Origin of the sequence: Actinomadura sp. 6N118 (assembly GCF_044326415.1) — a bacterium.
Lineage (GTDB): Bacteria > Actinomycetota > Actinomycetes > Streptosporangiales > Streptosporangiaceae > Spirillospora.
In genome coordinates, this window is the sequence record NZ_JBIRAZ010000010.1 from 351,290 (window position 1) to 366,219 (window position 14,930).

The 14,930-nt window shown below is 69.8% G+C and carries 10 protein-coding genes and 3 pseudogenes; 8 read left to right on the forward strand and 5 right to left on the reverse strand.

Going from position 1 to position 14,930, the window contains the following annotated elements; translation table 11 throughout:
* Window positions 1-54 precede the first annotated feature (54 nt).
* From ACH34W_RS26985 to ACH34W_RS27005, 5 genes are all read left to right on the forward strand, one after another.
* A complete protein-coding gene (locus ACH34W_RS26985) occupies window positions 55-801 on the forward strand; it encodes an SDR family NAD(P)-dependent oxidoreductase (RefSeq protein WP_395963880.1) in 747 nt (248 codons plus the stop codon).
* Entirely contained in the window at window positions 798-2,330 is a 1,533-nt protein-coding gene (locus ACH34W_RS26990) for an MFS transporter (protein WP_395963881.1), read from the forward strand. Before ACH34W_RS26985 ends, ACH34W_RS26990 begins: the two co-directional genes overlap by 4 nt.
* A 39-nt stretch (window positions 2,331-2,369) precedes the next feature.
* On the forward strand, window positions 2,370-3,569 hold the full coding sequence (locus ACH34W_RS26995; RefSeq protein ID WP_395963882.1) for an S-adenosylmethionine:tRNA ribosyltransferase-isomerase: 1,200 nt from the start codon (window positions 2,370-2,372) through the stop codon (window positions 3,567-3,569).
* A gap of 174 nt (window positions 3,570-3,743) precedes the next feature.
* Window positions 3,744-4,949, forward strand: coding sequence for a phosphoserine phosphatase SerB (gene serB / locus ACH34W_RS27000; RefSeq protein ID WP_395963883.1), 1,206 nt, complete (start codon window positions 3,744-3,746; stop codon window positions 4,947-4,949).
* 309 nt (window positions 4,950-5,258) lie between these two features.
* Entirely contained in the window at window positions 5,259-7,682 is a 2,424-nt protein-coding gene (locus ACH34W_RS27005) for an FUSC family protein (protein ID WP_395963885.1), read from the forward strand.
* A gap of 3 nt (window positions 7,683-7,685) precedes the next feature.
* Here the strand turns inward: ACH34W_RS27005 and ACH34W_RS27010 are convergent, their stop codons facing one another.
* The 3 genes from ACH34W_RS27010 to ACH34W_RS27020 form a co-directional block, all read right to left on the reverse strand.
* Window positions 7,686-8,153, reverse strand: a complete 468-nt coding sequence (locus ACH34W_RS27010) for a SixA phosphatase family protein (RefSeq protein ID WP_395963887.1) — start codon at window positions 8,151-8,153, stop codon at window positions 7,686-7,688.
* Between the two features lie 726 nt (window positions 8,154-8,879).
* Window positions 8,880-11,363, reverse strand: coding sequence for a sodium-translocating pyrophosphatase (locus ACH34W_RS27015; protein WP_395963888.1), 2,484 nt, complete (start codon window positions 11,361-11,363; stop codon window positions 8,880-8,882).
* A gap of 711 nt (window positions 11,364-12,074) precedes the next feature.
* Complete coding sequence (locus tag ACH34W_RS27020) at window positions 12,075-12,266, reverse strand: hypothetical protein (RefSeq protein ID WP_395963889.1); 192 nt, start codon at window positions 12,264-12,266, stop codon at window positions 12,075-12,077.
* Between the two features lie 409 nt (window positions 12,267-12,675).
* Between ACH34W_RS27020 and ACH34W_RS27025 the strand changes: the two are divergent.
* Together ACH34W_RS27025 and ACH34W_RS27030 are read left to right on the forward strand one after the other, a co-directional pair.
* Window positions 12,676-12,873, forward strand: a pseudogene (locus ACH34W_RS27025) (helix-turn-helix domain-containing protein); the annotation flags it as partial.
* Window positions 12,863-13,092, forward strand: a pseudogene (locus ACH34W_RS27030) (integrase core domain-containing protein); the annotation flags it as partial. The pseudogenes ACH34W_RS27025 and ACH34W_RS27030, both read left to right, overlap by 11 nt.
* Window positions 13,093-13,482: 390 nt before the next feature.
* On the opposite strand, the gene ACH34W_RS27035 reads toward ACH34W_RS27030, so the two are convergent.
* Entirely contained in the window at window positions 13,483-13,923 is a 441-nt protein-coding gene (locus ACH34W_RS27035) for an ATP-binding protein (protein WP_395963890.1), read from the reverse strand.
* 11 nt (window positions 13,924-13,934) lie between these two features.
* On the reverse strand, window positions 13,935-14,288 hold the full coding sequence (locus ACH34W_RS27040) for an STAS domain-containing protein (RefSeq protein WP_151559424.1): 354 nt from the start codon (window positions 14,286-14,288) through the stop codon (window positions 13,935-13,937).
* A 242-nt stretch (window positions 14,289-14,530) separates the two neighbouring features.
* Here ACH34W_RS27040 and ACH34W_RS27045 point away from each other — a divergent pair.
* Window positions 14,531-14,812: pseudogene (locus tag ACH34W_RS27045) on the forward strand (helicase); the annotation flags it as partial.
* Window positions 14,813-14,930 lie beyond the last annotated feature (118 nt).

Below are 14,930 nucleotides of genomic sequence, written 5' to 3' on the forward strand. Positions count from 1 at the left end.
GTGCGGGACCGGTCGGCCGATGACCTTCGGAGCTGGGATTTCTAGCGTCAAAGCATGACGCGAAAAACGGCACTCATCACCGGCGCCTCCCGGGGGCTGGGGCGGGCACTCGCCCAGGAGCTCGGCCGGGACGGCTGGAACCTCATCCTGAACGCACGCGGCGCCGAAGCCCTCGAAGCCGCCTCGGCCGAGATCCTCGAAGCCGCCTCGAAGGAAGCAGCCTCGAAGCAACTCACTTCCGGGAACGCCCCCGTACCCGTCAGGGTCACCACGATCGCGGGCGACGTTGCCGACCTGGACCACCGCGCGCGGCTCGTCCAGGCGGTGAACGAGGCAGGCGGTCTCGACCTCCTGGTCAACAACGCCGGGACCCTCGGCACGACTCCGCTGCCCCGCCTCGCCGACCAGCCGCTCGACGACCTGGCCGAGGCGTTCCGGATCAACACGCTGGCGCCCCTCGCGCTCGTCCAGGCTCTGCTGCCCACCTTGCGTGAACGCGGCGGAGCGATCTTGAACATCACGTCGGACGCCTCCCGCGAGCCCTATGAGACCTGGGGCGGCTACGGCTCCACCAAGGCGGCCTTGGAGCAGATCTCCAACGTCCTCGCCGCCGAAGAGCCCGATGTGGCCGTCTGGTGGGTCGACCCCGGCGAGATGCGCACCGAGATGCTCCGCGCCGCAGGCGAGGACGTGGACGGGGCGCCCCCTCCGGAAGAGGCCGCCGCGGCTCTCCGGCACCTCATCACCGAACGTTCCCCCAGCGGCCGCTATCAGGCCGCCGATCTCGCAGGTGCACGATGACCACAGCGATGGGCCCCGACTCCCCCACCGTCACCGACGAAACCACACCCCAGCTCGACGACCTCGGCGCCAAGCAGTTCGACGACCTCGGCGGCAAGCAGCCCGTCGACCTAGGCGACAAGCAGCCCGACCACACTCAAACGGCACCCGGTCGGCGAAAGCCGCAGCGAAAGCGGAGAGGGACGCGGCCTGAGAGTCTGCTGAGCGGTCCGTACCGCACGCCCACGCTCGGCATCGTGCTGACCGTGACCTTGCTGGCCTTCGAGGCCATGGCGGTCGCCACGGTGATGCCGGTGACGGCGCGGGACCTGAACGGCCTGTCGCTGTACGCGTGGGGCTTCAGCGGCACCCTGATCGCCAGCGTCCTCGCCACGGTGCTCGCGGGCGGCTGGATCGACCGTTCCGGGCCCGCCAAGCCCCTCCTGATCGGGCTCGCCGTCTTCGTCGCCGGGCTGGCGATCGCCGGGGCGGCCCCCACGATGGCGATCTTCGTCGTGGGCCGCGTGGTTCAGGGCCTGGGCATGGGCGTCGCGATGGTCGCCAGTTACGTGCTGATCGCCCGCGTGTATCCCGAGTCGCTGCGGCCGAGGGTGTTCGCCGCGCTGGCCGCCGCCTGGGTCCTGCCCTCGCTGATCGGCCCGGCGGTCGGCGGCGTGGTGGCCGAGCACATCGGCTGGCGCTGGGTGTTCCTGGGCCTGATCCCGCTGGTGATCCCGGCCGCGGCGATGCTGGTCCCCGCGTTCCGCAACCTGAAGCCCGTCGAGCACGCCGAGCACGGCCCGGCAGGCCGCGCGGGCGCCACCCGCTACATCGCCGCCGTCGCGGTGGCGGCCGGTGCCGGCCTTCTGCTGTACGGGCTGGACAACCCCGGCCTGGCGCTGATCCCGGCCGCAGCCGCCGGACTGGCCGGACTCGCCTACGGCCTGCCGAAGCTCTTCCCCGCCGGAACGCTCCGGATGCGGCGCGGCCTGCCCAGCGTCGTCGTGGCCCGTGGCCTGCTCGCCGGTGCGTTCTTCGGCACGGACGTCTTCATCCCGCTCGCCCTCACCTCGCTGCACGGCTTCAGCGCCACCCAGGCGGGGATCGTGCTCACCGTCGCCGCCCTCGGCTGGTCGGCCGCCTCGCAGATCCAGGGCCGGTCCAGGCGCCCCCAGACGCTGTTCGTCCTGCTGGGCGCCGTGTTCACAACCGTCGGCGTGGTCGCGGTGACGGTCACCCTGCAGCTGTCGGGCTGGTGGGCGGCACCCGCATGGGCCATCGGCGGCTTCGGGATGGGCTTCGCGATCAGCGCCCTCAGCGTCCTCATGCTCGACCAGTCGGCCGAGGAGGAGCAGGGCGTCAACTCCTCCGCGCTCCAGATCAGCGACACGCTCGGCTCCTCCGTCGTGGTCGGCCTGGCGGGCGCCCTGGTCACGGGATTCGGCACCGACCACCTCGAACAGGGCCTGGTCGTCGCCGGCCTCCTCTTCACCGCGATCGCCGCACTGGCGGTCGTCTCCGCCTTCCGGCTGGAAGCCGAGAAGGCCTGATCCCACACGCCCGAACATCGCAATCCCAGGAGACGAGCCGTGATCGAGACACTCGAGTTCACCCTTCCGCCCGCCCTCGAAGCCCACGAACCCCCGGAGGCCCGCGGTAGATCCCGCGACGGCGTCCGCCTCCTGGTCGGGCGCCGAGCCGGCGGAGAGGTCAGCCACCACGAGTTCCCCAACCTGCCGGACCTGCTCCGTCCCGGCGACCTGCTGGTGGTCAACACCTCCGCGACCCTCCCCGCAGCCGTACGCCTGGACAAGATCGCCGTCCATTTCTCCACCCCCCTCCCGAACAGCGCGGCGCCCGCGCCCCAAGGCAGTCCGCCCGGCACCGCCGCAGGCACGCCCGCTGGCGCGGCATCCGCCGCCACGGCGTCCGCTGGCGCCGCATCCGCTAGCGCGGCGTCCGCTAGCGCGGCGTCCGCTTCCGAGAGCGCAGCAGCCACGCAGGGTGCTCCGGCGGAGGTCGATGATCGGCTCTGGCTGGTGGAGTTGCGCCGCCGGACGGGCAAGGCGAGCGTTCCCTACCCCGGCGGCTCGCCTGGCGAGTGGATCCCGATGCCCGGCGGCGCGACGCTGACCCTGATCGGGCGGCGGACGGAACGGCTGTGGATGGCCCGCCTCAGCACCGACGTGGTCCCGTACCTGCGGCTTTACGGCGTGCCGATCCGGTACGGGTACGTACGCCGCGACTGGCCCACCGCCGCGTACCAGACCACGTTCGCGTACGACCGGAGCACCGGCAGCGCGGAGATGCCCAGCGCGGCGAGGCCGTTCACGCCGGAGCTCGTGACCCGCCTGGTGTCGCGCGGCGTCCTGCTCGCTCCGATCACCCTGCACACCGGCGTGGCCTCACCCGAGGCGCACGAACCCCCGTACGCCGAACGGTACGAGGTTCCTCAGCCGACCGCCGATCTCGTCAACCACGTCCGGGCCGCCGGTGGCAACGTGATCGCGGTCGGCACCACCGCCGTCCGTGCCCTGGAGACAGCCGCCGGTCCGACCGGTCGCGTCCACGCCTCCAGCGGCTGGACCGAGCACGTCATCACTCCCGAGGGCGGAGTACGCGTGGTGGACGGCCTGCTCACCGGCCTCCACGAGCCGAAGTCCTCGCACCTGATGATGCTCACCGCCATCGCCGGCCACGACCTCCTCAAGAGCACCTACCAGGCCGCCCTAGACGAGTCCTACCTTTGGCACGAATTCGGGGACCTCAACCTTCTTTTGCCCAGCTGACGTCGACCGCGCCAACGCCCACGCCCCGCCCCCTTCCGCCGTACCTGCGCCCGCACCCGACACCCGCACGCGTCCCTGTTCCCGTTCCCGTTCCCCCGAGTTCACCGTCTGGTTGTCCGGATGCTGGACCGCGCGCGCGTCCGTTCACCCACGGCCGGTACCGTGGTGACCAGCATGGACGGGACAGAACAGCGCACATTGCTCATCACGCTCACCGGCCGCGACCGCCCCGGGGTGACATCGCGGCTGTTCAGTACGCTCTCCGGCTTCCCGGTGACGGTCGCCGACGTGGAGCAGGTCGTGATCCGCGGCCGGCTCGTCCTGGGCGTCCTGATCGCCTACGAGGACGGCGCGGACATCGGCCGGGTGTGGGCCGCGGCCGAACGGGTCGCGACCGACCTCGACATGGAGATCGAACTCTCCACCGGCAAGATCAAGACCATGCAGCGCCGCCGCGGCCGTCTGCACGTGACCGTGCTCGGCGCCCCGCTGAAGCCCGCCGCCATGGCCGGGATCGCGGGCCGGATCGCCGCCAACGGCGCCAACATCGACCGCATCGAACGGCTCGCGCACTACCCCGTCACCTGCATCGAGATGGACGTCTCCGGCGCCGACCCCGAGGCACTCCGCGCCGGGCTGGCCATCGAGGCCGCCGAGCAGCAAGTGGACGTTGCCGTCCAGCACGGCGGGCTGCACCGCCGCGCCAAAAGGCTCATCGTCATGGACGTCGACTCGACCCTCATCCAGGGTGAGGTCATCGAGCTCCTCGCCGAGCACGCGGGCTGCCTGGAAGAGGTCGCCAAGGTCACCGAGGCCGCAATGCGCGGCGAGCTGGACTTCGAGGGTTCCCTCCGGGAGCGGGTCGCCCTCCTCGCCGGTCTCGACGCGGGCGCGATCGACGCCGTCCGCGACAAGGTCGAACTGGCCGCCGGAGCCCGCACGCTGGTGCGGACGCTCAAGCGCCTCGACTACAAGTTCGCCATCGTGAGCGGCGGATTCACGCAGGTCACCGACGCCCTCGTGGCGGACCTCGGCATCGACTACTCCGCCGCCAACACCCTTGAGATCGAGAACGGCAAGCTCACCGGCCGTGTCGTCGGCCCCGTGATCGACCGTGCCGGCAAGGCCACGGCCCTCGAACAGTTCGCCCGCGAGGCCGGAATCCCGATCAACCAGACGGTCGCGATCGGCGACGGCGCCAACGACCTCGACATGCTCCAGGCCGCCGGGCTGGGCATCGCCTACAACGCCAAGCCCGTCGTACGCGAGGCCGCCGACACCGCCGTCAGCTTCCCGTACCTGGACACGATCCTCTTCCTCCTGGGCATCTCCCGCGACGAGGTGGAAGCAGCCGACGCCGCCGACGCCCACCCCGCCTGATCAAACCCGCCTGACCAACCCAACCAGCCAACCTCACCCAGCCAATACCAGTCACCCACCTGCGCTGCCTTCCGCCCCGCCCAAGATCGCCCTGGCGCCCGACTCACCGCTCCGCGTAGCAGCCGCTGGTCCAGCACCAGCTCACGTCGCGCCGGCCGCACGTTGGGCGCATGACGCCGACCGTCCGGCGATCGTCAATCCCAGCCCTGCCCGTTTTATGCCGGTTGGAGAAAAGGTGATGCAGGCGGGGCATTTGTGGTCGGAGGTAGAGAACCGCGGGTACATCGTGATCGGGATGGGAGACCTCACGTGGGGGTGGTAGTGGTGCTGCGGGGTGCCCGCGAGGCGTACGCCAAGATCGAGGGTCGGGCGGCGCCCTTCTACGGGCTCGCCTCATCGCTCGCCATCGCCGTACCGCTCCTCGTGGGCGCGCTGACGGATCACGCCGCCCAGGGGTCGATGATCGCGCTCGGGGCCTTCCTCGTGTCGCTGAGGGCGCCGGAGGGGCCGTACGGGGCGCGCGCCCGCAACCTCGGGGCCGCCACGATCGTGGTCGCGATCGGAGCGACCATCGGCGGCTACCTGAGCGGGCACATCTGGCTGGCCGTCGCCGTCATCCCGCCGATCGTGGCTCTCGGGAGCGCGGTCGGCTGGATCGGACCCACGGCCGGGTTGGCGGTGCTCCTGACGGCCATCCGACCGCGCGCGGAGGACGTGGCGTTCAACGGGTTCCTGGAGTTGCTCGGCGGGGTCCTGGTGAGCGTCCTGCTTCTCGTTCCGTGGCCCGCCTTCCGGTTGCGGCCGCTGCGTACGGCCCTCTCGGAGGCGACCGAGGCCGTGGCCGAGGCGCTCGACGCGGTCGCTCAGGACATCGGCGCGCCGGATGCCAGCGTCCTGAACGCCGTCGACCTGACCAACCCCGGTCTCGCGGCGGTGGTGCACAAGCCGGACTGGGAGCAACGCCGCCGGGCCGCGTCCCGCGCCCTGACGGCGGCGCGAACGACGTACGGCCTCTACCGGGCGGGCCGCGGCGGACGCGAGGAGCCGACCCGGCCCGAACGGCAAATCGAGGTGCTCGCCAGGATCCTGCACGAGACCGTGGCGTTGCGTGCGCTCGTGGAGGCGGCGCGACGGCGCCCGCCGCAACGCGACTGGGAGATGGAGGTGCACGTCGCGATCGCGGCGCTGGTGGCTCGGCTTCGCCTGCTCGCCGGAGCGACCGAGACGACCGGCCAGACCCCGCTCGGCAGCGTCGAATCCGCGGCGATCCGCCGCCTCGGCAGGCAGAGCGAAGTGATCCGGCGAGCCGGGCTCGCGGGTGACGAGGACCTCGTCGCCGCCGCCCTGATCGGCCAGGTCCGGCGTTCCATCGACCGCATCGCGGCGAACATGGAATCCGCTCGCCGGATCGTCGCGGGCGGTCTCCGGATGGGCCTCGGCCCGCCCCGGCCGCTCGGCACCACGGGCCCGGCCTCGATCTGGGACCGCGCCGGAACGGCCGTACGGACGCGCTCCCCCTCGTTCAGGCAGGTCATGCGGATCAGTCTCGCGGTCGCGGTCGCGATGGCGATCGCCGCGGCGCTCAAGCTGCCGCACGGCCACTGGCTGACGATCACCGTCCTGCTGACCATGCGCGACACGTACGGCGACACGGTCGAACTGGTCGTGCAGCGAGTGGGCGGCACCGCGATCGGCAGCGCGATCGCCGCCGTGCTCCTGGCCTTGGCGCCCGGGCAGATCGTGGCCGCGATCGTGCTCTTCGTGTTCGGGCTGCTCGCGTTCACTCTGCGCTCGGTGAACTTCACCTACTGGGCGCTCTTCGGGACGCCGTTGGCGATGATGCTGATGGACTTCTCCGTTCCGTCGGACTGGACCGCAGCCGGCGAACGGATCGCCCTGACGATCGCGGGCGCGCTCCTGACCGTGCTGGCGTCCCGCCTGTTGTGGCCCACGGGATATGCCGAGCGGCTGCCCGTTCAACTCGGGCACGTCCTCAGCGCTCACGCAGACCTCGCACGGGCGGCGGCCGCCGTGGTGCAGGACGAACACGAACGCCTGCCGCACGACAAGGTCATGGCGGCCGAGCTTGCCACCGAGGCCGTCACCGAAGCCCGCAACCGCCTCGGCAAGGAACGCGTTCCCGACACCGAACGCATCGCCCGCCTCCGAGCCACGGCAGAAGCCGCCCACCGTGTGCGCGACCACCTCATCGCCGTGGCCCGCATGTCCCGCGAGCAAGAGATCGAAAGCGGCCCGGTCCCCGAGATCCTGGACCGCATCGCCGACCTGCTCGAAGAGACCGCCGCCACCGTGGACGACCTCGAACCCGCCTCGATGGACCCCCTCGAACCCGACCCCCGCCTCGACGAGGAGTTCGCCGCCCTCGACACGTACCTCACCAAGATCACGCGTCGGCGCCGCGCGGAGGTCGAAGGGGGCGTGGAGACCGATGCCTTCACCCCGCTACGCCACGCCCTGCTCCAGGCCTCCGGCGTCCGCTACACGCTGCGTGCCCTTCGCGGCGACGTCACCGATCTGATCGACTCGGGCCTGACCGCCGGCCGCCCCGGCCCACCCATGGAGGACACCGCCAGCCGTCCCGGCCCACCCACGCAGGACACCACCGACCGTCCCGGCCCGCCCGCGGAGGACACCACCGGCCGTCCCGGCCCGCCCGCGGAAGACGCCCCCGGCCGTCCCGGCCCATCCGTGGAGGACAAACCCGCAAGGTAACGGTCAGCCCTTGGGCGTGCGGGTCAAAGAGAGTGTGCCGGCCCCAGGCCGTGTCTCGGCCCAGGGCGCGGTGAGCTCGATCACGGCGAGCGCGCAGGTCGGAAACGCGTCCGGGGCGTCGCCGGTGAGGTCGTGGACGAGTTGGTGCACCGAGGGGTTGTGCCCGATGAGCAGCAACGTCCGTACACCATCGTCAGTCTCGCGAACGAGCGACAGCAGCGTCTCTGGCTCGTTGTCGTAGATCTGGGACTCGAAGCTCACTTCGCTCTGGAGCGCGAGCCCTTCGAGGGTCTCCCGGGTACGCACCGCCGTGGAGCACAGCACCCGATCGGGGACCAGATCGTTCTCCCGGAGCCACTCACCGGTCGCCGCGGCGTCACGCCGGCCGCGGTCGTTGAGCGGACGGTCGATGTCGGCGAGCCCAAGGCCCGCGACAGCCTTGGCGTGGCGAAGCACGATGAGCGTCGGCATAGCCGCCACCCTAGCCCCGCGCCCACCCGGGCACGGTACCCCCGGCCGCGGTACGTGCCCGGCCTCAGCTCGTGCCCGGCCTCAGCTCGTGCCCGGCCGCGGTACGTGCCCGGCCGCGGTATGTGCCCGGCCTCAGTCCGTGCCCGGCGCGGTACGTGCCCGGCCGCGGTACGCGCCCGGCGCGGTACGTGCCCGACCTCCGTACCTCCCCGGCCGCGGTTCGTCAGGGGGCGACCATCGCGCCGATCGCCCAAAGGACCAGCATGATCCCGAGCATCCCGCCGAGCACGATGGCGAACCCCTTGGGCCCTGACATCGTCGACTTCCCGTCGCTCACCGCCACGCCTCCCGTTCTGGAACATCAACCGAGGCCCACCACCGGGAGGTCTGCCTCACCGGCCCCGTGGGCTCGCGTACAGCGTACGGCCACCCCTCCATGCTCCCGACACCACCCACCACCCCGCTCAGTGGAGCAGCGAAAAGGGGCCGGTGGCTGGTGCCACCGGCCCCTTTGTGTGCGTTGCGCCCCTGGGTTGCGTTGCCCCCTTTGGGTGCGTTGCCTCCGTGGGGTGCGTTGCCCCCATGGGGTGCGTTGCCCCCTGGGGTTGCTTGCCCCCGGGGTGCGTTGCGCCCTCTGGAGTGCGTTGCCCCCTCTGGAGTGCGTTGCGTCCTGGAGTGCGTTGCGCGCCCCGGGGTGCATTGCACCCCTTTGGGGTGTGTTGCGGGTCAGGCCTTGTTGGCGGATGACTCGCGGTCGGCGTCGGAACGCGGCTTGGGTGGCGTCTTCGCGCCCTCGGCGTCCTCAGCCGTTTCAGTGGTCGGCGCTTCGGGGGTGCCCGCCTCGACCTCGCCACCGGTCCCGGCTCCGGGGAGGGTGCCGGTCGTGGTGCCGCCGACGACCGCCGGCTGGCCCTCGCCGGAGCCGATGGGGTCGGCACGGCGCTTGGAGAGCACGATGGCCCCGATGACGACGATCACCGCGGCTCCGGCGACGCCGACGCGCAGCGGGATGTTGCCCGCGTACGTCACGACGGCGTCGGCGATGAGCAGCGCGACCAGGTTCATGACCTTGATCAGCGGGTTGATCGCCGGGCCGGCGGTGTCCTTGAACGGGTCGCCGACCGTGTCACCGATCACCGTGGCCTCGTGGGCCTCGCTGCCCTTGCCGCCGAGGTGGCCCTCTTCGACGAGCTTCTTGGCGTTGTCCCAGGCGCCGCCCGCGTTCGCGAGGAAGACGGCCATGAGCACGCCGCACGCGATGGCGCCGCCGAGGAACGCGCCCAGCGGCGCGTACCCGAGACCGAAGCCGACCGCGATCGGCGTCATGATGGCCAGCAGCCCCGGCGTGGCCAGCTCGCGCTGGGCGTCCCGGGTACAGATGTCCACTACACGGTCGTAGTCGGGCTTCTCGGTGTAGTCCATGATCCCGGGCTTGGTGCGGAACTGCTCGCGCACCTCGACCACGACCCGGCCCGCCGCCCGGCTGACCGCCATGATCGCCAGTCCGGAGAACAGGAACACCACGGCCGCACCGATGATCAGCCCGATCAGCACGTTCGGGTTGTCGATGGAGATGTTGAACACGGCGAAGTCGCCGAGTGCGTCCTTGGCGTCCGCCGAGGCGTCCGACAGCGCGGAGACGACGGTCGTCCGGAACGACCCGAACAGCGCGGTCGCCGCCAGCACGGCCGTCGCGATCGCGATGCCCTTGGTGATCGCCTTGGTGGTGTTGCCGACCGCGTCCAGGCGTTCGAGCACCGCCGCGCCCTCGCCCACCACGTCGCCGGACATCTCCGCGATGCCCTGCGCGTTGTCGGCGACCGGGCCGAAGGTGTCCATGGAGACGATGACGCCGACCGTGGTGAGCAGGCCGGTGCCCGCCATCGCGACCGCGAACAGCGCGACCGTGGTGTTGCCGAAGCCCAGCAGGAACGCCCCGTACACCGCGCTGGCGATCACGAGCGCGGTGTAGACCGCCGACTCCAGACCGAGCGAGATACCGGAGAGGATCACCGTCGCGGGTCCGGTCCGGGCGCTTTCGGTGACCTCCCTCACGGGCTTGCGGCTGGTCTCGGTGAAGTAGCCGGTCAGCAGCTGGATGGCGCTGGCCAGGACGATGCCGATGATCACAGCGCCGATCGCGACGATCTGCGGGTTGGCGTCCAGACCGAGGATCTCCGGGTCGGTGACGCCGGCGAGCTCGTCGAACGAGGAAGGCAGGTAGGCGAATGCGGCCACGGCCACGAGCACGGCCGAGATGATCGCCGAGATGAAGAAGCCACGGTTGATCGCCGACATGCCCGAGCGGTCCTTGTCCCGGGGCGCCACCGCGAAGATTCCGATCACGGCGGTGATCACGCCGATCATCGGCACGATCAGCGGGAACACGAGCCCCTCGGTGCCGAACGCCGCCGTGCCCAGGATGAGCGCGGCGACGAGCATGACCGCGTACGACTCGAACAGGTCGGCCGCCATGCCGGCGCAGTCACCGACGTTGTCGCCCACGTTGTCGGCGATCGTCGCCGCGTTCCGCGGGTCGTCCTCCGGGATGCCCTTCTCGAGCTTGCCCACCAGGTCGGCGCCCACGTCGGCGGCCTTGGTGAAGATGCCGCCGCCGACTCGCATGAACATCGCGAGCAGCGCGGCGCCGAAGCCGAAGCCCTCCAGGACCTTCGGAGCGTCGCCCTTGTACGCGAGCACGACCACGGCGGCACCGAAGAGCCCGAGGCCCACCGTGAACATCCCGGCGACGCCGCCGGTACGGAAGGCGATGCGCATCGCCTTCTTCTCGCCGCCTTCTTCGCGGGCCGCGGCGGCGACCCGGACGTTGCCGCGCACGGCGAGCCACATGCCGGCGAACCCGGTGATGGCCGAGAACGCGGCGCCGATGACGAAGAAGACCGAACGTCCGATCCGTTCACCGGTCGAATCGGCAGGAAGCAGGAGCAGTACGAGCGGGATCAGCACCACGAATATGGCGACGGTGCGGAACTGGCGTTTCAGATAGGCGCTCGCGCCTTCTTGCACGGCCTGAGCGATGCTTTGCATCTTCTCAGTGCCCTGGCCGGCGGCCAGCACCTCTCGTACCAGACCTCCGGCGACGGCCAGTGCCAGGAGCGCGACCACTCCGACGACGACGACCAAGGTGAGGTCGCCGCCGCCGAGATCCACTTCTGCGCTGGCCGGGCTTGACAGGGAAAGCCCAGACATCCGTCCTCCTCGACAGGGGCGTGCGATCTTCGATCGCCGAAAAGACGATCTCTACCGCGTACCCCGCGGAGGGCGATTTAGGCCTCACTACGGCAACGCGGGTGCCGGGAGTCTACGCACGCCACGTCTGGATTAGAAGCCTGTCGGTTCCTTAACGAGCCTGAAATGAAAAAGCAATCGACTTTACGCCGCGATTTGACCTGAAAGTGCCGAGAAACAGAGTCTCCGCAGGTCATCCGCAGGCAGCCAACTCTATCCCCGACGATCTTGACATGATCCGGATGACCCGTCTGCAACCAGGCACAGACCCCGCATATCGCCCGATCCGGTTTCCAGTCAGGCATTAACAGTAATTACCTACTGACCTAAATCCGGTTCGAAGATCGACTCGGAAGACGATCCCATAACCGATTCCCCCACTGACCACTGGGGTCTCTTAAGCCTCAATCGTCACATCACCCCCAGTTCCCCCTTCCGTAACCACCCCAAGCCACAGCCCTCCACACCTTGACCCCACGCCCTAACCCACCCTGACTCCCAAGTCGCCCCTGAGCCCCAATCCGCCACCCAGCCCGACCGCCTCAAGACGCCACCCAGCCCGAGCGCCTAAAACCGCCAAACCCCACCCGAACGCCCTCAAGGCCAGAGCGGGTGACCTGGCACCGCCCGTGCGTGCGCCGAGTGAACACGCATGGCGACCCACCGAGCCGCTCAAACCCAAGCCTGAAGATCGACAGAGCCACTCCAGCGGCAGCCAGAACAGCCTGGCCAAGCCGCGCCCCCACGCAGCAGCAGCAGCAGCGGCAGCGGCAGCGGCAGCGGCAGCGGCAGCGGCAGCGGCAGCGGCAGCGGCAGCGGCAGCGGCAGCGGCAGCGGCAGCGGCGGCGCTTCAGACGCCGGCAAGCCCTACTTGATTCCCGTCAGGCCACCCAACGGCCGGCGCAAGAGTGCGGTCAACAGGATCACTCCCGCGCCGGTCGCCAGGATGTACTCGATCAACGCGACCGCAGGGTATTCGGGATCACGTAGTCGCCAGGGCTCAGCAGAGCAACCGGCAGTTTCCGGAGTTCAGGCACGATCCAGACACGGTGAAGGCCAAGATCATGGGAAGCCACCATGGCGCCCGGCGGCGAAGAAGCAAGTGATCACTCCCGACGGCGACCAACGCCCACTGCACACAACCGCTGAGCTAGCTGTACTGACCACGGACGTTGGTAACGCGGAGACGGCTGGGTGATCTTGAAATGAGGGAGGGCCTCCTGGCGACGTGTGAGTCACCACAACTTGCACCTTGAACACCAGGAGGCCCTGCATGGTCCACGCTGCTGCCAAGCTCACACCCCGGGGCCGGTTGGAGCTGGCGCGTTGTGTGGTGGAGGACGGCTGGTCGCTGCGGCGGGCGGCCGAGCGGTTCCAGGCGGCGGTGACCACGGCCAAGCGGTGGGCTGACCGGTACCGCCGGTTTGGAGCAGCCGGCATGGCTGACCGGTCCAGCCGGCATCACGCACAAACGCACCCGCCCCTACCGGCCCCAGACCAACGGCAAGGTCGAGCGATACCACCGCACCCTCACCAAGGAATGGCCTACGCCCGTCCCTCCCAATCCGAGACCGAACGCCGCGCCGCACTTGCACCATGGCTGCACATGTACAACCATCACCGCGGCCACACCGCACTCGCAGACTCACCAGCCACCCGCGTTCCTAACCTGTCTGGTCAGTACACCTAGCCCCACGGGTGCGCCTCCGTGCACACGTCGCCGTGCACGTTGAGCTGGCTGCAAACCAACCGCCGCATGCTCAACTCATCCATGGGCCGCCAGAGCAAGCACGAACCCGACCGCCCGCGCATCTACGCGTGCCCCAATTCATTGCAGGCACCACCGCGCACGCCCAGCTCACCGCAGGCACCGCCACCCACTCCGGACTTACATCACGCGTCATCCGCAACCCGGACTCAGCGTCTCCGGGCCCCGGGCAAAGCAGGCCAGCTTCATCGGGGGGCGGCATTTGACCTGCTGGCCGATGCGTACGGCGCGGCTGCCGTGTCGGTCAGAAAGGGCTGGACATGGCAGAGGCCCCGCCGGTGGCGGGGCCTCTGGTTTCGGGTCTGTTCCGGCTCAGTTCGGAGCGGCTGCCTCGGCGGGCCAGCTCATGCGGATCTGAACGCCCTTGGGGGTCGACTCGATCTCCACGTCGTCGGCCAGGCCGGCGATGACGGCCAAGCCGAGCTCCGCGGCACCGTCGTCGAGAAGGAAGTCGGGTTCGTCGGGCGCCGCGACCGGGGGAAGGCCGCCCGCGGCGTCGTCACCCGGAACGGTGTCGCTCACCACGACCTCGAACCGGCTCCCCGCACCGTTCAACTCCAACCGCACCGGCTCGTCCGGGCAGTGCCTGCGATGCGCCTCCACGGCACGGGAGCAGGCCTCGCCTACCGCGAGCCGTACCTCGTCCAGGAGGGCCTCGGCCACACCGCTGCGGCGAGCCACAGCAGTGACGATCAGCCGAGCCGTCCGGACGTGTACCGGCAGCGCGCTGAAAGAGAGCTCAACGGTCGCCATCTGCGCGACCGCTACTTGGCGCCCTTGCGCTTCTCCTGCGCTTCGGCGATCGAGTCGTGAATGCCAAAGACCTTGGTCAACCCCGTGATCCGGAAGATCTTGAGGATGCGCTCCTGCGTGCACACCAACTCCAGTGAGCCGTCGTGCGCGCGCACCCGCTTGAGACCGCCCACGAGCACACCGAGGCCGGTGGAGTCGAGGAACTCAACCTTCTCCATGTCCACAAGGAGGTGGAACTTGCCCTTGTTGACCAGGTCGATGAGCTTCTCGCGAAGCTTCGGCGCCGTGTAGACGTCGATCTCGCCCTCCACGTTGATGACCGTGAGGCCATCGTCAGTGGTGTAGTCGTTCACCTTCAGGTCCACAGATCCTCCAGCGCCGCACTGCAAAACTCTGATCCCATACCCCCCGGCGGTTCGGGGGCAACGAGACTCCGCCGTGATTCAATCACGCTCCGGCGCCGCGTACGCGCGTTATCGCCCACTCGGGCGAAAGTTCGCGCGATCCCATCTGACCTGCTGGTCTGCCTATCAGGGCAGGGGGGCAGGGGAGCTCCAACGCCGGGGCGTTCCCGGGTTTCTGCCCAGACTGGCAGACTGAAAACCTGATGGCCCCTCAAAGATCTCGCACCGCACTCGAACGGCTTCTCGCCGACCCCACGCGTCGCGATCGCATCACCCATGTCGAGCGTGTTCGCGCACGTCAGGGACGGCGCGCGGCATGGCCGAGCTGGGCTCCGCAGCTGCTGGTCGACAGGTTGACGGCAGCGGGGATCGAGGCTCCCTGGGAGCACCAGGCCACCGCGGCAGAGCACGCCCATGCGGGCCGTTCTGTGATCATCGCCACAGGCACCGCATCCGGAAAATCGCTGGCCTACCTGCTCCCGGCGATCGCCGCGATCTACGGCGAGGAAGCCCCTGTCGGCAATAATCCGGGCGCTCGTTCAGCCACAGGCGAACAGCTTTCAGCGCAAGCCGCCCCCGAAGCCCGCGACAAATCTGCGTACA